The sequence below is a fragment of the Candidatus Peregrinibacteria bacterium genome, from assembly GCA_016699755.1.
In the GTDB taxonomy this organism is placed as follows: domain Bacteria; phylum Patescibacteriota; class Gracilibacteria; order CAIRYL01.
The window spans coordinates 1,032,070-1,052,235 of the sequence record CP065009.1; the positions used below are offsets into that span (position 1 = coordinate 1,032,070).

Sequence of the window (20,166 nt, forward strand, 5' to 3'; positions counted from 1 at the left end):
GGAGGATGTGGTGAACCGTTCTCTGGTGAAAACATACAGAACGGGAAACAAGAGTATACGGAATCAGAAGGAGAAGAAATGGAAAAGGAGGACGAAGAGAAACAAGGAATGAGTGAAGAAGAGACTCCAACCGAAGAGGCAGTTCAAAAAGATAGCACAGCAGAAAGAATCGTTGTCAGTTTTGAAAACCCCACATCTTCACTATCAAAAGACTCGTATCAGTTACAACAATATGAAAAAGACTCTGGAAAATGGTCGTATACTGCAAGCAGAAGATACAACAATCTCGATGATGGGTTGAATGTGTATACGATTACCGCATACAGAAGCGATGGTGAGCCAAGTGTGATGAAGGTACTTCTCTTTAACGGATATCAAGAAGAAGAAATGACAACAGTGAATTTTCCGCTCTTTCAAAATGACGACAGTATTACTGCACAAGAAATCGAAGAAATTCCAGATGTTGGGGGAATAACCGATCTTGTGCTCGAAAGAAATCCTCTTTCATACTGGCATACCCACACTCCGCTTCAAGAGGAAGGACATTCGTTTTTTATACTGGAAAAAACAGGAGAGCAGCTAAACTACAGCAAAGCGTATTTGTTTAGGTTTGAAGAAAAGAACTATTTTCTCACAATTGAACTCGATGCCAATATTTCCGGTGATTTGCAGGAAAAAAACGAACAATTCAAAACAGATTCTCGAGAAAACCTTTTACCAGTAGAATATCAAGAAAAAATCGCGCAATTTGAGCGTATTCTTTCTCAAAAACAATCGGGAGATGAAGGAGTGGTAGAAGTTGAAGTTTCGGAAGAAACCATCGCGTTGGTACAAGAGTTGAAAGAAACCGGAAATATTCTTGGTCAACAATGGCACGAGTGGTGTCCGCTCAATCCGGAAGTGTGTCCGTGTACGAAAGAAACCGAAGAAAAAGGAATTGCCTGTATGAAATCTCGAAATGTTATCGCGAATCCGGCATGTAATGAGGAGAACCAAGTGGGAGTTTTTTGGGATCACAAAGTGACCGAAATAGAAACGATAAATATCTGTAAGAAAAGAAGATACGGAATAATACATGCACATGATCTGGGAGAACGAAAAAAGGTTCTCTATGAGACATGCATTGAAAGAGATAAAGACAGAAAATGCCTTTGGTATTCCACGAGATTGCTTTCAACTGTAGAGCCTTTCGAGGAAACTGTATTCATTAAGAAGGCAGCCCAACCGGTTCTCGCAAATGCACATGATCTTGGAGATTGGAAAAAGATACTCTATGAAATATGCATTGAGAAAGATATCAATAGAGAATGTCTCGGATACTCTACAAGAATTCTAACTGTAGAACCTTTTGAGGAAACGGTTTTAGTGGAAAAGACAAAAAGGATGATTTTAAAAAAGAATATTGTAATTTATACCCCCTCTATTATTCACACAAAAAATGAAGACTTTCTCTTGGTAAGTACTCCACAAGGTGACAGTGAAATCTATGAGGTTTCCATTATTTTGTATTCTTTTCAAAAAAAATATTTTCTTGTTGCTTACCAATATAAGGCAGGATGTCTTGATTATGATGAAAATCTAAATCCAGGATGCCCTTATGAAATATATTATAACAGCTCATCATCAAAAGCCCCATACTACTACTATAGTGGTGATTATAATATCGAGGATGGCGGCAAATTCTGTTTTTTTCCTAATACAATCTACAACACTACGAAAGAAGAGTATGAAGAAATGCTTCAAAAAATACCAGATCAATATCCCGATTTTCCAGATCGAATGCCGTGTGAAACAACACCAGAAGGCGGATATTTTGACTTTCGAACGAATACGCTTTTTCTCCCTGAAAACGAAAGCACGATATAATTTCCGTTACGGTGAAATAGAGAGGCGGTGAAAGGAAAAAAAGCATAGAATAATAAGTGTATTCTTCAGAAGCACTTCATGGACATGGAAAAAACCGCTACTGCTATTTGTAAAAAATTACAAAATGCCGGATTTGAGGCATTTTTCGCCGGCGGAGCAGTGCGTGATTTACTCATACAAAAAACACCGAAAGATATTGATATTGCTACAAATGCGCGTCCAGAAGAAATGGAGAAGCTCTTTGGAAAAACATTCGCTACAGGAAAAAATTTTGGAGTTCTTCTTATTGAAGAAGGCGGATACCATTTTGAAGTTGCCACTTTTCGAAATGACATTGGGTCAAGTGACGGACGTCGACCCGACGCTATCCATTTCAGCAAAAAAGAAGAAGATGCCTTTCGGCGAGATTTTACCGTCAATGCGCTCTTTTGGGATCCGATTGCAAAAAAGCTCTACGATTTTGTTAATGGAGAGCAAGATATTCATGACAGAGTCCTCCGCTTTGTGGGCGACCCAGAAGAACGCATTCAGGAAGATTTTCTGCGGATTCTCCGCGCAGTGCGTTTCAAAAATACACTTGGATTTTCGTACGAATCACTCCTCAAAGAAGCGATTCAGAAACATGCCAGTCTTACGGGACAAATTTCTGCTGAACGTGTTCGGCAAGAACTCACAAAAATGCTCTCTGGAGTTCATCGATCTGCCACTATAAATGATTTGGCGGAATTTGGTATTCTCCCAGTAGTACTGCCAGAAATTGATGTACTTCGAAATATTTCAGACAGTCACCGAAATCGAACCGTTTTTGAGCATACACTCTCGTGTCTTTCGTTTCTGCCGGAAAATACAGATTCTATTCTCGCGTGGGCAATTTTGTTTCACGACACGGGAAAGGCAATTACTCCACAAAAAAAGTATGATCGCATCCATTTTCCGAAACACGAAAAAGAATCTGAAAAAATTGCGAAAAAGGTGACGAAACGACTCGCTTTTTCTCGATTTGAAACAGATAAAATCGCCTGGCTTTGCCGAGAACATATTCCATTTTATGGAGTGCTCAACATGACGCGTGCGCATCGACTTCATTTTTACGACCATCCATTTTTTGAAGATCTCTTGCAACTCTGTCGCTGTGATGCATTGGGAGATGATGGAAATGATAATCTTGTTCAGCGGATTCAAGAGGACTACGAAAACGCCCGAGAAAAACGACTTCTCCCACAATTCCATCCAGATCTTTTGAGTGGAAAAGAAATTATGGACATTGCAAAAGTCGAACAGGGGAAGCAAGTAGGAGTACTGAAACATCGCCTCCGTGAGGCCCAAATTTTGGGAGAAATTCATACAAAAAAAGAGGCAGAAGAGTGGATTCGGGAAAGAAAAAGTTTTTGAAATCATTCGCCATCCTGAGTTCAGGACGACAAATAGCTATGAAATCCCCTCCAAAATATTTGGAATATGTTCTATTTGAGGACCAGGAAAAAGCACAGAAACGAGATCAATACGAAAATCGCGCTCGCCAAGCTGATGCTTTTCGAGATACGCATACGCGGCAGAAACGAGATGTTGCGCCTTAGCAAAAGAAATGCCTTCTGCCGGAGTTCCAAAGGCTGTCGAACTCCTCGTTTTTACCTCAACAAACACCAGCACCCTTTCGGGAGACTCAAAAATGAGATCAATTTCTCCCCGACGCACTAAAAAATTCCGCTCCAAAAGAACATATCCTTTTTGGAGAAGAAAGTGTTCTGCGATCTGTTCTCCTCTGTCGCCAAACTGTCGCCGTACTGTTGGCACTCGTAATTTTCTCCTGATAACAAAGATGGCGCCCGCGGAGGGACTCGAACCCCCAACCTACTGGTTCGAAGCCAGGTACTCTATCCATTGAGCTACGCGGGCGTTTGTAAAGATCTGCCAAATCTAGAAATAACTGAGAAATGGCGTCCCCGGCAGGAGTCGAACCTGCGGCCTCCCGGACCGCAACCGGACGCTCTATCCACTGAGCTACGAGGACAAAAGGACTGGAGAATTATGCATATTCCACCAAGAAGACGCAAGCGGATTCAAGAAGCAATCTTTAAAACTCATTACTCCATATTTTCTTCCCTTTTCGAACGTGTTATAATTGAATGATAACCCCCCATTCCCATGGTTTCTGTTCTTTCTATGTTTTGGAGATGGTGCCTCTCATTGCGCTACCGAATTTCTGTTTCTGGAAGCGAGATTCTCGATACAGCTGATCCCATTCTTTTTTTACCAAATCACATTGCGCTTGTGGATCCGCAGATTCTCTTTACAGAAATCCTCAAAAAAGGAGTGGCTTCACCAGTTGTTGCAGAAAAATATGCCTCTATTTCTGTGCTTCGCCCCTTTTTTTCTTTACTCAAAACCATTCCCGTTCCCGATCTTACAAGCGGTGGAAAAAAGGATGATGTGCGCAATATTTTTAAAAATGTTCACACCGCACTTACAGAGGGAAGGCGTGTTGTATTGTATCCATCAGGACAATTGGCAGGACAAGGAAGAGAAGCACTTTTTGGAAAACAGAGCGCATACCTTGCGGTTTCTTCTGCTCCACAAAATACGCGAATTATTGGTGTTCGCATTCAAGGACTTTGGGGAAGCATCTGGTCAAAAGCATGGACTGGAAAATCACCACCTTTTTTTCAGACACTTCTCTGGGGAATATTTTTTGTTCTCGCAAACCTCATCTTTTTCGTTCCACGAAGAGAAGTTTCTATTGTATTTGAAGATATTACAGCAGGCGCAAAAAAATCGGCAAAAGAAGATTTGCTCGCATTCAATCAATTTCTGGAATCGTTTTACAATGCGCAAAATGAAGAACCAGTGCAATTTCTCCGCCATATTTTCTGGTTTCCAGAAAAAGCGCGGATACTTCCCAAACAGATTGTCGGCTCTTTAAACGATATGCGATCACAAAAACATGCAGAGCCATGTCGCCCCGAAACATTAAAACGCATTCAGCGCATCGTAGCAAAAGTTCGAGAGACGGATATAAAAATACTGTCACCAGAAACAAACCTCGCTCTCGATTTAGGAATCGATTCGCTTTCACTCGCAGAACTTGTTGCCGAAATTCGCGCAGAATTTTTAGGTGCTTCTGTCGCCCCTCTCCGAGAGCTCAAAACCGTGGGAGATTTATGTCAGATGGCAGAGGGAGAAATATTTTCCGAAGAAATACTTCCCGAGTGTCGTTTCCAGCCATATATCACTCATCCCGATAACCTCTCAGCTTTCACCGGAGAGACGCTCGTTGAATGCGCTCTCTCTGCTCTTCTCCACAAAAAAGAGGAAGGACTTCTCTTTGACGCTATTTCTGGAACCCTTGCAGGAAAAATTCTTCTCCAAAGAGCCTTTGTCGTGTCGGAAATTATCAAAAAACACGTTCCAGAAAAACGAGTGGGAATTTTGCTTCCTGCTTCTAGCGGAAGTGCAATTCTTTTTTTGCTTCGCATCTCGCCGGAAAAACTCCTGTCTTTTTCAATTGGACGGTTGGAAAAAACGCACTCAAGCACTGCCATGCTCTCTCAGAAACAAAAACCATTCTTTCTTCAAAAAGTTTTTTTTCACTAGTAGAAGATGGAATTCCAAGGGAAATGACGGAACAAATGCTCTTTCTCGAAGATGTTGTTTCTCATCTTTCGCTTACGCAAAAAATCTCTGGAATCTTCCGATCACTGTTTCCAAGACACTGTATTCCAAAGACTTCTTCAGATGACTCAGCCGTTATTCTTTTTACGTCGGGAAGTGAAGCACTTCCAAAGATGGTTCCACTAAGCCATCGTAATATTCTTTCGGATATTCGAGGAACGCTAGCGACCCTTCCGGTTTCGGAGAATGAACGACTTCTCGTTTTTCTTCCTCCATTTCATAGTTTTGGTCTTACGGCAGGAATAGTACTTCCCCTTATTACGGGACTCCCCACTATTTTCACCCCAAATCCTACGGATCCGCGTGCTATTTTGCGGATATTGCGCCATACAAAAGCAACTGCCCTTCTGACAACACCAACTTTTTTGAATATGATTCTCCGTGAATCGGGAGAAAAAGGTCTTCCTGAACTTCATCTTATCATTACTGGAGCAGAAGCTTGTCGCCCCGAAATTTTTCGTCGACTTTCTGAAAAAGCACCAAACGCAATGCTTGTAGAAGGCTATGGTATTACCGAATGTTCTCCTGTGGTGAGTATTAATCCCGATCCCAAAAGAAAATCAGGGAGTGTTGGTGTTCCCATTCAGGGTGTTTCACTGCAAATTACTGACCCCGAAAATTTTTCGACACTTCCAAACGGAACAGTCGGGATGATCCTTGTCTCGGGAGACAACGTTTTTTCTGGATACGAACCAAAGAGCGCTGTGCACCCTTTTATTGAAAAAGAGGGAATTCGTTGGTACAAAACAGGAGATTTAGGGTATTTGGATGCAGATGGCTTCCTCTTTCTCACGGGACGGCAAAGGCGATTTCTAAAAATTGGCGGAGAAATGGCGAGCCTTCCATTTTTAGAAAATATTCTTCAAAACGCTTTCGGAAATGAAGAAGAAACAACAATTGCCGTAGAAGGGCGAGATGATCTCCCATCCCCAAAAATAGTGCTCTTCGCCACCATCGACATCCCGCTCGATAAAGCAAACGAAGCCCTTAAAAAAGCAGGAGTTTCTCCTCTTCTCCGCTTTTCAGAAGTGAGGAATAGAGAAAAAATCCCACTTCTCGGGAGTGGAAAAACAGATTACAAAAGCCTTCGTGCCGAAATATCATGATATTTTTTGCGCAAGAACATATTGGCAACAAGCAAATGATAAAGAGAGCGCAGGCGCATTTTCCCGAATTGTACCAATCTCGTCTGAAAGCAAAGGCATCTCCAAAACATTCGCTCGTTGCTCGATTTCTCGTTTCCCAGCTTGCGAAACAACACTTTTCCCTTTCAGATTTTTTTCCAGAATCAGATAGTGAAAATCGCCCTCTTCCGAGGAAAAACGTACTCTTCTGGTCGGCTTCATATTCGGGAGATACTATTTTTGCTGCTATTTCTCAAAAACCGATTGGTATTGATGTGGAAAATATCCGTCCACGATCGGAAACACTACTCTCTTGGTTTTCTCCAGAAGAATACAAAGAAGCACCCAGTTGGAAAATATTTTACCAACTTTGGACGAAAAAAGAGGCAGTGCTCAAAAGGTTTGGAAGTGGTGTAGATGAGATGTCGCTTATTCAGAAAATCTCGGATAACCAGTATGGTTTTCAGGGAAAAATATGTACCACAAAATCAGTGTTCTTAGCAGAAAACCTTATTTTTTCTTTTGCCGTATGAATCAAGAAAAACCATTTCGAAGTTTCTTTCTTTTCCTTTTGCTCATCTTCTTTTGGTGCACATTTTTCGGGGGACTCAAGTTTTTGATGACAAAACTTGCAAGCGGAAATATTCAAAGTTCTCCAGAAGAACTTCTTGAACACATTGCCGCATGGATTAGTATGGGAACCATCGTGGCATATCTCATTGGGGGAAGTCTGGCAAATCACTTTACGAAACGCACACTTCTTTTTTTTGTGTCATTCGCAACCATTGGCATTCTTCTTGTGGAATTCTTTTTTGGATTCTCGCATCTCTCTGTGCTCTTATGGGGAATGGCAGGAATAGGGCTTCTCTACGGAATATTCGCCATTTTGCGCACCATTATTACCTATATCGAAATCGTCAAAACACAATTGCCCGATACCACTGTTAACGGCATTGCAACCATTACGTTTATTCTCTCTGCCATTATCGGATCATTTCTCGGGAACTATCTTCACGAACAGTTTGGCAGTATTGCGTTCTGGATTTTTCTCCTCTTTCTCGTGACGGCGCTTGGCGTTATTTTCTTTTTGCGGTACGAGTCCTTTGAACACCATCGCCCTTTTGGAAAATCATTTCCAGAGATGTTTCGAGATGTTTCGTGGATCGCTGAGCGAGCTTGGGTACTCCTTCTCGCTTCTTCGGCGCTCTGGGCAATTTCGACCGCCGTAAGTCTTAAGGCAATTCCCTATGCTTCTGAAAAATTTGACATACAAAATTCCACTGCAACACTTATCGTGCTCTGTTCGGCACTAGGGGCGGCTCTTGGAAACGCACTTACAGTACGAATACAACGCCGATGGCTTGCCTTCCGTATTTTTTCGTATACTTTTGCCGTCCTTGTTTTTCTCTTTCAAATTGTTACGAACAGCTTCTTTGAAACCCTTGGATATGCGTTTGTTATTGGTGTGTGCATGGGAGCGGCAACAAATATTGCAGATGCCACGTATCTCTCATTTATTGGAAAAAATCACAAAAAAGAAAACGGCGCCGCACTCCAAGGAGGTATTATTAATATTTTTCTTGTTGTTATTCTTCTCTTTCTTCCTAAAGAGCAGGCATTTTCTATTATGGGAATTGGAACAGCGGTGCTTATTCTTCTTGTTCGACTCAAACTTTCTTTGGTAATGTGCCTCGAAAAATAGAATTTTCAGTGGGTTTTTCCCCCAGAAATCATTTTGGGAACGTATTTCTCAATAAATCCTCCAGAGGCATCATCCATAATATTGGGATATCGCCGTACAATTTTTCGAACCACAAACGGAAAAGAAACAGTAGTCACCACGGTCATAAAGACAATGGCGGAATAAAGCTCTTCTGAAATGAGCCCGCCTTTAAGAGCAATGTGCGCAATAACAAGCTCTGTCACTCCTCTGGAATTCATTCCCCAGCCAACAAGATGAAGCTGATTCCATGTAAGAGAAACAAACGGCTTTGCAATAAGCACTCCGACAACTTTTCCGAAAAAGGCAATAAAAAGCACAGAAAGAGTCAAGATCGGGTTTTCAAACAGAACCTTGTACTCGAAATGAAGTCCGATAAAAATAAAAAAGAAGGGGATAATAAAGGAAAAGAGAAGAAGATGAAGAGAGTGTTCTTCTCGTTTTTTCCAAGTATCACTGTCAAACGATTTTTGGAGAATAATTCCCGCAAGAAATGCACCAATAATGGCTCCTACACCCATAAACTCCGCAAACATAGCAGAAAGAAGACCGATGACAAGCATGCCGTGAAATAGTGTCACTTCATTGTGTGATTTTTGAATGCGTTTCATAATCCACGGAAAGAAACGGAATGCCGCAATAGAGACCACAATAAAAAGGATGAGTTTTATCGGAAATACAAGGGGGGATACCATTTCCTCCGAACCTCCTGAATGAGTCATTCCTAAGATAAGCAGAAGAAAGAAAATCTCAAAAACATCATCCAAAATACCTGCACCAATAATCATACTCGCAAGGTATGTTTTTGTTTTTCGGAGTTCGCTGAGCACAATAAGCGTTGTTCCTTCTGCCGTAACTGATAAACAAGCACCGAGCACCATTCCTGTCGTCCAGCTCATAGCAAAAAATCGAGACAATAGGAGTCCGCAAAAAAACGGAAAAACAGCGGCAGTAAAAGCGATAGTGGCAGCATCTTTTTTTCCTTTTTTTAATTCTTCGGTATTCATCTCCAGTCCTGTAAGAAACATGAGAAAAACAATGCCAAGCGTAGAAAAAAGCTCAATAGTTCTTTGAAAGTCCTCTCCAAAGAGTGCCCCCTTAAAAAAGGGAAGTGCCAAAAGAAGACTGAAACAAAGCTGACCGATAACACGTGGGAACTTGAGTTTTTTTGCGATTTCACTCGCTATAAACGCAAAAAGAAGTGCAAAGGTAATGGCAAAGAGATCGGTCATATTTTTTTAATTTTTTTTGAGCTCCTCTTACTATACGCTTCTTTCCTTTATTCTTCAATGAAAACCTAGCTATAGGCTTTTAATTCTGGTAGTATTCTGATGATTTTTCAGGCACCATGCGCGCACTTACCGGAATTCAGCCAAGCGGAATAGCACACCTCGGAAATCTATTTGGAGCAATGTTTCCCATTATTGATCTTGCGAAAGAACATGAGGGGTCGATTATTATGCTCGCAGACCTCCACACACTTACGACGGTTCAAAACGCCACTCAGCTTCGGAAAAACACCTTTAATATGGCAGTTGATTTGCTGGCACTGGGACTTGATCCCGAAAAAACCATCTTTTTTCGGCAATCGGATGTCCCAGCTCATGCGGAACTCACTTGGATTTTGAGCACTATAACCCCTATGGGACTTCTGCAGAGAGCACACTCGTTTAAAGATAAAACTGCAAAAGGTATAGAGGCATCTACCGGACTTTTTACCTATCCTGTGCTCATGGCGGCAGATATTTTGCTCTACGATGCGGATATGGTTCCTGTTGGAAAAGATCAAAAACAGCACCTCGAAATCACGCGAGACATCGGACAAAAATTCAACCACCTCTTTGGAGAAACATTTCTGTTGCCAGAACCAATTATCTCAGAAGAAACCGCAGTTGTTCCGGGAATTGATGGAGAAAAAATGAGCAAAAGCTATGGAAACACTATTGAGATTTTTGCGGATGAAAAAACACTCAAAAAACAAATTATGAGCATTGTGACCGACTCCGCTCCAGTAGAAGCCCCAAAAGATCCAGAGAGAAACACTATCTTTCAGCTCTATTGCCTTTTGGCTTCCAAAGAAGAACAAGAAGTATTTGCGGAACAATTTCGCGCCGGAGGACTGGGATATGGAAAAGCGAAAAATATACTCTTCGAAAAGGCGAATGCTTTTCTTGCGCCACTTCGAGCAGCACGCCAAAAAATAGAAAATGACAAAGAAAAAGTAGAAAAGATTCTCGAAAAAGGAGCAGAAAAAGCTCGCTTTCTCGCAGAGAAAAAAATGCAAAAAGTGAAGAGAAGAGTAGGGCTTTTGTGATCTAAAAAATCTCCTTGTAAATTCCCAAGAAAATGCCCAGATTCTCTCCGCGCAAATGCGCGTTTTCTTTTTTTTCTTTCTATGTCCGCCATACGCTCCTTTGGAGTAAGACTTTTTGCCCTCACTTTTCTCTTCTCTGTTTGTGCTCCTTTCCCTGCTTCTTTCGCAGCCGAAAGTGCTTCTACTAAAACAGAAGTGCAGAAAACACTTTCTGTTGTTGGTCAAGCTCGCATAGAAATACCGAAAAAGAACAATAATCAGTTTACCTTTACCCTAAATGTTCAGGTATTTAATGCTCCCACGGTAAAATCGGGAATTACGAAAGACAAAGAAATGATCACCGAAGTGAAAAATCGCCTTGGAAAAAATATTATCTCCCTTGATACAAGTTGGTATGATATCTCCAAAAATCAAACATCGGAAGGCGTAGCACCTTTCTCCGATGGAGTTGCTATTGAAGAATCTCATGGGTCACAACAGACATTTACTATTAGCCACAACATGGTGGGAAGTATTCGTGCAGAAAATTCAGAAGAAGCCGCACAACTCACTTCTGATCTTATGGATATTGGGGATGAAAATTCTATTATAACGGTCAACAATATCTCCCCTTACTATTCCGATACATCTATGATGACAGCAGATGAAACGACACAAAACAAAGCACTTGAAGTTGCTTTTCAGAACGCACAAGCAAAAGGAGAAAAGATTGCTAAGATAGTGAAAATGAGATTAGGAAATGTAATTTCTCTATCGGAAAATGGATATATTACGAGCACCTACAGCGTAAATCCTAATGAAAACACTCTCTATTATGCTCTTGATCTCTCTGTCACTTTTGAATTTCTCAAGTAAGAAACCTTTGCGAACTTACACTTCAGAACAGAAAACAGGACAAATACTTTTCTTTGTCCTGTTTTTTATGTTTATCACCCTCTCACCTGTCCGTTTCCACGAATAACCCATTTTGTACTCGTAAGTGCCTCAAGTGCAAATGGACCGCGAGCGTGCAGTTTTTGCGTGGAGATACCAATTTCCGCTCCGAGTCCAAACTCCGCCCCATCAGAAAAGCAGGTGGACGCATTGTGATACACGCAAGCAGAATCTACTTCTCGTAAAAATCGTTCTGAGACCACTTGGTCTTCAGCACAGACAGATTCGGAGTGCCCCAATGAATACTCTCTGATATGTTCAAGTGCTTCATCAAGCCCCAAAACAAGGCGGATATTCATGACGTAATCAAGCCATTCAGTAGCGTATGTTTTGGGAGCAGCAAAAGAAAGATGAGAATAGCCTGTCGATTTCAAAATACGATGAGATGCCTCATCCACAAAGAGATGCACTAAAGGAATTCCTTTTTCTTTTGACAGTATTTGAAATTGCTCAGAAAGAAGTGGAAGAAAAAATTCTGCAATGCCCTCGTGAAGTAAAAGAGTATCAAGCGCATTGCACACTGAGACACGACGTATTTTTTCGTTCATAACAATATCGAGTGCCGATGGAATATTCGCAGAAACATCTACATAGGTATGCACCACACTCGCGCCAGTTTCAAGTACAGGAACTTTCGCATTTTCGAGAACAAACTCAATAAGTCCTTTTCCTCCTCGAGGAATAATAACATCCACAAGCCCTCGAGCAGAGAGAAGCTCTGCTGTTACACTTCGCGTTGGCGGATCGAGAAATTGCACTGCTTCGGGTGAACGTCCATGTGCCTTCAACGCTTTCCGTACAATGTTCGCCAATATACGACTTGAATGCACCGCCTCTTTACCTCCCTTGAGCACTACTGCATTTCCCGCCTTCAAACAGAGTACTGCCGCATCGAGAGTTACATTTGGACGAGATTCGTAGATCATTCCCACAACACCCAATGGAACACGAATTCGCTCAATTTCAAGATTATTTGGACGTGTTCGGGTATCCACCACTTCTCCAACCGGATCGGGAAGATCGGCAACAGAACGAACCTCTTGCGCCATATTTACAATGCGCTCGGGAGTAAGCAGGAGGCGATCGTTCATGGCACCTTCTTCTTGTGCCGCCATATCTTTTGCATTTTCCACCAAGATTTCTTCCACGCTTTCTTCAAGAAGATTGGCAACGGAAAGGAGAAGTGTATTTTTTTCTTCAGAAGAAAGCAGAGCAACACTTCGAGACGCTTTCTTCGCATTCTGCAGTTGCTGCTTGTGGGACATGGAAATTATAAAAACAATCGAAGAAATAGTAACAGAAAAACTAATCTGAATCTTGTGCATCTCTTTCTCGCAAGAAAAACATTTGGCATACTTAAAAGTACTTTCTCGGAAATATGCTCACGTTTGAAAACGTTATAAAGACCTTTACTGCAGGAGGAGAACAGTGGACGTTTGGTCCTGTTTCGCTTTCGTTTTTTGAACACGAATCCACCGCCCTTATTGGGCGATCTGGTTCGGGAAAATCAACACTCTTGTCGCTGGCGAGCGGTCTTTTGTCGGCAGATTCTGGAAATATTTTTTTTGAAGGAGAATCAATAAAAAAGATGTCAGAAAAAAATCGTGCCAAGCACTGGAACGAAAATGTTGGATTTATTTTTCAGGAATTTTTTCTCTTTCCCGATCTTACGGTTCTCGAAAACGTTATGATTCCGCTTCTCGTACGCAAAATTCCCCGAAAAAAAGCAAAAGAACAATCGGAAGAGATGCTCTCACAAGTAGGACTCTCTTCTCGAAAGCATCACCACCCTTCTGAAATTTCTGGTGGGCAACACCAACGCGTCGCTATTGCCCGAGCACTTGTCGGAAAACCGAAACTTATTTTGGCGGATGAGCCAACAGGAAATCTTGACCCAAAAACGGGAGACGAAATCATCGAACTTCTTCTTCATCTCCAAAAAGAAACTGAAGCACTCCTTTTGGTGGTAACACACGACCATTTTCTCGCTGATCAAATTCCAAGAAAAATAGAGATGGAAAATGGAAATATTCTTTCTGACTCCTCTTCTTCATAAAGGTAAAAATAGTCCCAAAAAATCCAAAAAGTGATTTTGGCGAGATTCAATGAGAGTGCTACACTTTTGGTAATGAATATACTTTCTTCTCAATTTTGCGGCGTTTCCTTTGAGAACCCATTTGTTCTCGCAAGTGGATATTTGGGAGTTACCGGAGCAGGAATGGCAGATGTTGTTTTTCGCGGAGCTGGAGGAGTAACGACAAAATCTTGGTGGGAAAAAGCCCACAAGGGACACGCAAATCCGGTGATTATCGCCAACGAGCACGCCATCTTGAACGCTGTTGGACTTCCTGATGCTGGGATTGAAAAGTCTCGCGAAGAAATAGCGGAATATCGAAAGAGAACAAAAGCGCCGATTATTGTCAGTATTGTCGCTCCCTCTCCAGAGGAATACGGAGAAATCACAAAACTTGCAGCAGAACTCTCTCCCGATATTTTAGAAGTGAATATTTCATGCCCCAATGTGAAAGAGGAATTTTGTGATCTGTTTTCTGGAAATACAAGACTGGCAGAAGTGATTACAAAATCTGTGAAAAAAGAATCAAAGAATATTCCTGTTTCAATAAAACTCTCTCCAAATGTGCCAAATATTGCAGAAGTTGCCCGTGCCTGTGAGGCAAACGGAGCAGATGCCATTACAGCCATTAATACCGTTGGACCAGGAATGCGCATTGACCCCGAACTTCGTACCCCTATTTTAAAAAACAAAACCGGAGGTGTTTCTGGTCCTGCTATTTTTCCCATTGCGCTTCGGTGCGTGTGGGATATTTTTCAGGCGGTTGATATTCCTATTGTTGGTACAGGAGGCATTTGCTCAGGACGAGATGTCGCAGAAATGATGCTCGCAGGAGCAACACTTTGTGGTATTGGAAGTGCTTTGCACTATCGTGGTACGGATGCATTTCGACTCCTTTCGGAAGAGTTAGAGGAATTTTGCCAAAAAGAAGGAGTGAAAAATGTGTCCGAACTTATTGGAGGCGCACACCGCCTATAAGACGTATTTCTTCTATTCATTCAGCATATCTCGCATCATGTGCGGAGGTGGTGGCATATTTTCTCGAAACTCCATGCCTGCTCCATGTTGCTCACGTCGCCAAGGAAGAAGCGATCGGGCATGAAAAGTATTTTCACCAGTCGGATTTCCCAATACCTTGATTTGTCTTCCAGTAATTTCGTTTTCCTCAATCAGCGCCATTACCAAAGGATGAACAAATTCCACATCATCAATACTCACTTCCCAATCCTGCGTGGAGAAATCGTTAACAATCAATATATGTTTCTCTGGAGAATGGCGAGTAACAACTCCTGCAAGAAAGCCTTCGCGTGGATGCGACCAAGCATCACGCCTTTGGTGTTCAATACGAGTATAAAACGGCATTGCCCTTGCAAGAGTAGCTTCAATGATCTCTGCGCCGATTAAGCGAAAAAATACAAATCCAAAAAGGATACTGAGTGTTATGTTTCCAAAAAGAAGCCATACAAGCGGAATACGATACCCTTTTTTCGTCTTACGAAAACCAAAGAGAGCAATAAGCAAAAAGAGTCCAAAAAAAAACATCCAGTAGAGAGGAAGCGTTGCCAAGAAAAAACCAACGGCAGAAGAAGAAGCATAACGAAGCACCTCAAAATCTGCTTCAATAAGAGCATAAAGAATCACTGAAAATGCGATTGCTCCCACAAGTACAGAAAGGGAAAAGAGGAGCCAAAAGGCAGTATTTTTGAGCACAAAATACAATCGTGGCCACTGCCGAATATGTCGTTTTTTAATTTGCGCAGTGATTTTCTGCGAGAGATTTGTCATGGTTCTGAAAAAAAATAATCAGTGGCGGAAACCTGCTCACCGTTTGGACGTAGTTGATTACGAAGCATTTTTTTCGCGCGATTAACAAGCGTTGCTACTGTGCCCATGGGCACTCGGAGAATATCGGCAATTTCGTCATAAGATTTTTCTTCGAGGTATCGAAGAATAATAGCATTTCGGTAGTTTTCGGGTAAATGCAAAATCGCCTGACGAATATTTTTTGCATCGATATGGCGATCGAGATCGCGTTGAACATTCATATTGTTTGGCAAGTTCGCAAAGAGCTCGTCATCCCATTCAACAGCACTGTAGCTACCGCGTGACTTTTTACGTCGATATTCTGCAATCGTTTCGTTATGCGTAATACGATAAATCCAACTACTAAATTTCTGACTGCTATCGAAATCGTTGAGATATTTCCATGCTTTTAAAAAAACTTCTTGCAACACCTCTTCCGCTTCTTCAGGAGGCATATCTGACAAGCGACGAATATATCGCAAGAGTGGTTTTTCATACCGATCAACAATTTTCCCAAAAGCATCTATATCTTGTTGTGCCACTATCGCCAACTGTTCATCGGTGAGAGAATCGGGGAATTTGGTCATCTTACTGAAGAATACGATTGAAACAGTACTTTTTTTCACAAAAACATACACGACGAATGGAGAAGACTACTCAAATCGTAGTGCTTCAATGGGATTGAGCTTTCCTGCTTTATATGCCGGATACGCACCAAAAAACATTCCTACCGATGCCGCAAAGAAAAATGCGAGGAGAATGGAATTTGTGGTAATACTCGCCTCTAATGTCGTTTTACTGGCAAGCACTGCCACCACTCCAAAACTTATCAAAATACCAAGAAAACCACCTGCAAGACTCAAAAGCGTAGACTCAGTGAGAAATTGTACAAGAATATCACGTTCTTTTGCACCAATCGCCTTGCGAATACCAATTTCATGCGTTCGCTCTGTAACGGAAACAAGCATAATATTCATTACCCCAATTCCGCCAACAAGAAGAGAAATACCAGCAATACCACCAAGAAGGAGTGTAAAAATCGCCGTAACCTGATTAAGAGTTTCAAGCGTATCAGCTTGATTTAACACCGTAAAATCGGCATGAGTAGGATCGCTTATCTGATGTTCGGTGAGCAAGGCAAGCTCCACTTTTTCCTTCATACTTTCCATTTCATTGGCATCTGCTACGGAGAGGAAAATATTATTCAAAGAAGCACTTCCAAATACGCGCATTTGCGCTGTAGAAATCGGAATAAAAATGAAATTTCCCGTATTACTTGACCCTTGAGATTCCTTTTTCTCCATAACACCAACAACAGTAAAAATATTATTTTCGATACGGATGTCTTTCCCGATGGGATTCGCTCCATCAAAAAGATCGGTTACAACCTGATTTCCAAGCACAGCAACACGAGAAAACTCTTTGTTGTGTTGCTCAGTAATGAATTGTCCGTATTCCACTTTAAAATTACGAACAAATTCATAGGAAGGATAAACACCCGTTATAGTGGTATTCACATTCTTATTTGTATAAATAACCTGTTTCCGACCAGATTTTTCTGGAGAAACAGCGACAATACCATCAAGAGAAAGAAGGGAAGAAATATCATCGTTTGTCAGGGAGTCGGTACTACTATTCCCCCCAGATCCGCCACGCACATTTGTTTGCGAACTACTTCCGGGGCTCACAATAAGAAGATTAGTGCCCATTTCCTCAATACGCGAGGTGACACCTTTTTGTGCTCCTTCACCAATGGCGATCATGACAATCACAGAAGAAACACCAATAATAATACCAAGCATAGTAAGCCCCGAACGCAACTTGTTACTCACAATTGTGACAATGGAATTGATGATGTTCTCGAAAAAATTCATAAAAAAGAGGTTAGTGTTCAGAAGAAATAATGTTCCCATCACTGAGATGGATGATACGCTGAGCATAATCGGCAATTTCTTTTTCGTGTGTAATAAGAATAACTGTCTTCCCCTCCTTATTCAATTTCGTGAAGATATCCATGATTTCTCTCCCGGTTTTACTGTCGAGTGCTCCGGTCGGTTCATCAGCAAGAATAATAGCAGGATTTGTCACCATTGCCCGAGCAATGGAAATTCGTTGTTGTTGTCCGCCAGAAAGTTCGTTTGGACGATTTTGCAATCTATCACCAAGACCCACTGCATGCAGAGCAGTAATTGATCGTTCATTGCGTTCAGATTTTCGAACCCCCTGATACATGAGCGGCACACCAACCTGTTTCACAGCAGACATGCGTGGAAGAAGATTGTACGACTGAAAGACAAAGCCAATCTTGTGACCCCGTATATCCGCTTGTTCATCGCTTTTAAGGTGCTCTACATTCTCCTGATCAAAAATATATTCACCACTCGTAGGAACATCGAGCAATCCAATAATATTCATAAGCGTTGATTTTCCCGAACCAGATTGCCCCATAATTGCGACAAACTCTCCCTCACGAATATTCAGTGAAATTCCCTTAAGTACCGTAAAATCTTGCGCGCCAAGCCGATAAGTTTTTGTAATCTTTTGAAGAGTAATCATATAAAACAAACTATCTCGGAAAACTAGTACCACCTCCACCACCGCCTGAAGCACGCATAAATTGACGCACTGTATCTTGCTGATTACCACCCTGTCTACCCACACTCCCTAATGCCGAAAAATTAGCCACAACAATCTCATCACCCTCTTCTATGCCGCTAAGAATTTCCGTATTTTTTCCATCACTCAAGCCAGTGATGACCTTAATGCTATGCGGAACACCGTTCTCCATTCTCTGTACAAAAGCAGATCCGCCACGACTCGTCACAGCAAGATTAGGAACGAGCAACACCCCTTTTTTTTCCTGAAGAATAATTTCTATGGAAGATGTCATGCCAGAAAAAATAGGCTCATTCTCTTTGTGCAAAGTAATACTCGCTTCATATGAAACCACTCCCGATTGCTGAACGGGTGTACTATTAATCTCCTCAATTTCACCCGAAAACTCTTGATCGGGAAGAGCATCAAAAATAATTTTTGCCGAGGCGCCTTCTTTAATTTTCACAATATCAATTTGATCAAGAAGAATGGTGATTTTAAAGAGATCAGGATTTTCGATATAGACGAATTTGTCTTCATCGGCGAGAATATTATCTCCAACCTGAAAATCAATTTTTCGGAGGACACCATCAAATGGCGCACTCAATTCGTACGTATCAAGCCCATCTTGTACGCGCTCCATAGCGAGCTCCTTTTGAGCTACGTCATTTTCTGCCATGGCAATGCGCTCCTTTGATTCGCCCTTTTCAAGATCGGCAAGCTCTTCTTTTTGCACCACAAGAGAGCTTTCGAGATTTTTTACATCGTTCTCTTTGCCCACCCGCTCAAGACGTTTGCTTCCTTTCTTTACGGCAATGGAATTTTTTAGATTTGTGAGTGAATCTTGTGCCTTAGTGAGTGTTGTTTCAGCACTCCGAACCGATTCTTCTTTGTTACTGATTGTGTCTCCACTTCGTCGCTCTGTAACATCAAGCTCTTCCAAATTCGCAAGAGCTGTAAGTTTATTATTAAAACTCGAGAGACTGCTTTGCGCGGAAGATCGTGCGCTCAGAGCAGATGATTTAAAAGAATCAAGCTCAGATTGAGTAAAATTCGTTCCCGTAATCGTATTTTGCAACATGGTATATGTGGTATCCGCCGCCTTCACAACAAACTCCAACAGAGCAATGCTCTGCCGAAGCAATGCTTCTGCATCACTTATTATTGCGGATTCCTGTTTTTCAAAAGTCATTACTGCCCCTTCCAGCTCTCGACGACTATTTCGTGCCGCCATGTATGCATCACGAGCGACTGTTTTTGTGTTCTGGTCGCGAAAGCCTAAATAGAGTTCATATTCGTCGTTGTTCTTTTTTGTATTTTCTTCAATGCCCAAAATTAAATCGAGCTTAGAAAGAGTACTATCGGTATCAACAATAGCGTCTTTTGCGGAAAGCAAGGCATCATCAAGAGAGGATTGATATGATACTCCACTTGATTCGATATTTTTATCTTCATAGATTTTGGCATTTTCAAGTTCTTTTTTGGTGTTATCGAGCGCAATCAGTTTGTCGGAAACATCTTTTTCTGCTTGGGAAAGCTCTATATCGAGCTCCGCATTGGTGTTTTGTTCATCTTGAACAGCAATTTTGAGATTCTGCTTCGCCAATTCAATTTGTTGATTTGTTTCCTCAATAGTATTTTTCGCTTTTAATACTTGAGATTCGTCGTTCCCTTTCAATATTTCCTGAAGAGAAAGTTTACTATTTTCCAAATTGATTTCTGCCTGTCGGATATCGTTGAGACCATCAGCTTTATCGAGTTCCGCAATAACCTCGTCTTGTTTTACCTGATCGCCATCCTGAAAATACACTGCCGCTACTTTCCCTCCTTTGTTAAAACGTAGTTTTTGCTCATCGACTAGATTTGCTTCGCCAAGCACCTTAATGGTTTGTCGAATATTACCACGAGCCACAAGAGTGGTTTGTTCATCTGTTGCTGTTTTTTGTGTTTGCTCAGCATTCTTCCCAAAACTGACATATATGCCAAAAGGGAGGAGAACGGTAAGCAATCCAATAAAAAAGCTTTTCTTATAAAATCGTTGTTTTTTTTCCATAAAAGAATTCATAAA

Annotated in this window: 18 protein-coding genes and 2 tRNA genes; 10 read left to right on the forward strand and 10 right to left on the reverse strand. The window is 41.5% G+C overall.

Annotation, left to right across the window (positions count from 1 at the left end; translation table 11 throughout):
• Positions 1-78 precede the first annotated feature (78 nt).
• The gene (locus tag IPN35_04590; GenBank protein QQS58850.1) at positions 79-1,866 is read left to right on the forward strand and encodes a hypothetical protein; all 1,788 of its coding nucleotides are present in this window, start codon (positions 79-81) and stop codon (positions 1,864-1,866) included.
• Between the two features lie 78 nt (positions 1,867-1,944).
• Positions 1,945-3,258, forward strand: coding sequence for a CCA tRNA nucleotidyltransferase (locus IPN35_04595; GenBank protein QQS58851.1), 1,314 nt, complete (start codon positions 1,945-1,947; stop codon positions 3,256-3,258).
• A gap of 36 nt (positions 3,259-3,294) precedes the next feature.
• Here IPN35_04595 and IPN35_04600 read toward each other — a convergent pair whose 3' ends face one another.
• The 3 genes from IPN35_04600 to IPN35_04610 all read right to left on the reverse strand — a co-directional run bounded on the left by IPN35_04600 (position 3,295) and on the right by IPN35_04610 (position 3,877).
• Positions 3,295-3,660, reverse strand: a complete 366-nt coding sequence (locus IPN35_04600; protein ID QQS58852.1) for a YraN family protein — start codon at positions 3,658-3,660, stop codon at positions 3,295-3,297.
• A gap of 26 nt (positions 3,661-3,686) precedes the next feature.
• A tRNA-Arg gene (locus IPN35_04605) sits at positions 3,687-3,762 on the reverse strand.
• A gap of 39 nt (positions 3,763-3,801) precedes the next feature.
• A tRNA-Arg gene (locus IPN35_04610) sits at positions 3,802-3,877 on the reverse strand.
• 152 nt (positions 3,878-4,029) lie between these two features.
• On the opposite strand from IPN35_04610, the gene IPN35_04615 reads away from it, so the two are divergent.
• The 4 genes from IPN35_04615 to IPN35_04630 are packed head-to-tail and all read left to right on the forward strand — an operon-like array spanning position 4,030 to position 8,361.
• The gene (locus IPN35_04615; GenBank protein QQS58853.1) at positions 4,030-5,457 is read left to right on the forward strand and encodes a 1-acyl-sn-glycerol-3-phosphate acyltransferase; all 1,428 of its coding nucleotides are present in this window, start codon (positions 4,030-4,032) and stop codon (positions 5,455-5,457) included.
• 23 nt (positions 5,458-5,480) lie between these two features.
• Positions 5,481-6,641, forward strand: a complete 1,161-nt coding sequence (locus IPN35_04620) for an AMP-binding protein (protein QQS58854.1) — start codon at positions 5,481-5,483, stop codon at positions 6,639-6,641.
• Entirely contained in the window at positions 6,638-7,192 is a 555-nt protein-coding gene (locus IPN35_04625; GenBank protein QQS58855.1) for a 4'-phosphopantetheinyl transferase superfamily protein, read from the forward strand. The genes IPN35_04620 and IPN35_04625 overlap by 4 nt, the downstream gene beginning before the upstream one ends.
• On the forward strand, positions 7,189-8,361 hold the full coding sequence (locus IPN35_04630; protein ID QQS58856.1) for an MFS transporter: 1,173 nt from the start codon (positions 7,189-7,191) through the stop codon (positions 8,359-8,361). Before IPN35_04625 ends, IPN35_04630 begins: the two co-directional genes overlap by 4 nt.
• Positions 8,362-8,366: 5 nt before the next feature.
• On the opposite strand, the gene IPN35_04635 is transcribed toward IPN35_04630, so the two are convergent.
• Positions 8,367-9,611, reverse strand: coding sequence for a cation:proton antiporter (locus IPN35_04635; GenBank protein QQS58857.1), 1,245 nt, complete (start codon positions 9,609-9,611; stop codon positions 8,367-8,369).
• Between the two features lie 116 nt (positions 9,612-9,727).
• Between IPN35_04635 and trpS the strand changes: the two genes are divergently transcribed.
• Both trpS and IPN35_04645 read left to right on the forward strand, forming a co-directional pair.
• Positions 9,728-10,693, forward strand: coding sequence for a tryptophan--tRNA ligase (gene trpS, locus IPN35_04640; protein QQS58858.1), 966 nt, complete (start codon positions 9,728-9,730; stop codon positions 10,691-10,693).
• A gap of 81 nt (positions 10,694-10,774) precedes the next feature.
• Positions 10,775-11,548 carry an SIMPL domain-containing protein gene (locus IPN35_04645; GenBank protein QQS58859.1) on the forward strand — a complete coding sequence of 258 codons (774 nt, stop codon included), beginning with the start codon at positions 10,775-10,777 and terminating at the stop codon, positions 11,546-11,548.
• Between the two features lie 74 nt (positions 11,549-11,622).
• Here the strand turns inward: IPN35_04645 and IPN35_04650 are convergent, their stop codons facing one another.
• Positions 11,623-12,891 carry a glutamate-5-semialdehyde dehydrogenase gene (locus IPN35_04650; GenBank protein QQS58860.1) on the reverse strand — a complete coding sequence of 423 codons (1,269 nt, stop codon included), beginning with the start codon at positions 12,889-12,891 and terminating at the stop codon, positions 11,623-11,625.
• Between the two features lie 113 nt (positions 12,892-13,004).
• Between IPN35_04650 and IPN35_04655 the strand changes: the two genes are divergently transcribed.
• Both IPN35_04655 and IPN35_04660 read left to right on the forward strand, forming a co-directional pair.
• Positions 13,005-13,682 (forward strand): ABC transporter ATP-binding protein, encoded by a 678-nt coding sequence (locus tag IPN35_04655; protein ID QQS58861.1) that lies wholly within the window; start codon positions 13,005-13,007, stop codon positions 13,680-13,682.
• 72 nt (positions 13,683-13,754) lie between these two features.
• On the forward strand, positions 13,755-14,678 hold the full coding sequence (locus IPN35_04660) for a dihydroorotate dehydrogenase (protein ID QQS58862.1): 924 nt from the start codon (positions 13,755-13,757) through the stop codon (positions 14,676-14,678).
• A 12-nt stretch (positions 14,679-14,690) separates the two neighbouring features.
• On the opposite strand, the gene IPN35_04665 is transcribed toward IPN35_04660, so the two are convergent.
• From IPN35_04665 to IPN35_04685, 5 genes are all read right to left on the reverse strand, one after another.
• A complete protein-coding gene (locus IPN35_04665; protein ID QQS58863.1) occupies positions 14,691-15,485 on the reverse strand; it encodes a hypothetical protein in 795 nt (264 codons plus the stop codon).
• The gene (locus IPN35_04670; GenBank protein QQS58864.1) at positions 15,482-16,090 is read right to left on the reverse strand and encodes a sigma-70 family RNA polymerase sigma factor; all 609 of its coding nucleotides are present in this window, start codon (positions 16,088-16,090) and stop codon (positions 15,482-15,484) included. Before IPN35_04670 ends, IPN35_04665 begins: the two co-directional genes overlap by 4 nt.
• 66 nt (positions 16,091-16,156) lie before the next feature.
• The gene (locus IPN35_04675) at positions 16,157-17,377 is read right to left on the reverse strand and encodes an ABC transporter permease (GenBank protein QQS58865.1); all 1,221 of its coding nucleotides are present in this window, start codon (positions 17,375-17,377) and stop codon (positions 16,157-16,159) included.
• 10 nt (positions 17,378-17,387) lie between these two features.
• Positions 17,388-18,059 carry an ABC transporter ATP-binding protein gene (locus tag IPN35_04680; protein QQS58866.1) on the reverse strand — a complete coding sequence of 224 codons (672 nt, stop codon included), beginning with the start codon at positions 18,057-18,059 and terminating at the stop codon, positions 17,388-17,390.
• Between the two features lie 10 nt (positions 18,060-18,069).
• Positions 18,070-20,151 carry an efflux RND transporter periplasmic adaptor subunit gene (locus IPN35_04685; GenBank protein QQS58867.1) on the reverse strand — a complete coding sequence of 694 codons (2,082 nt, stop codon included), beginning with the start codon at positions 20,149-20,151 and terminating at the stop codon, positions 18,070-18,072.
• Positions 20,152-20,166 lie beyond the last annotated feature (15 nt).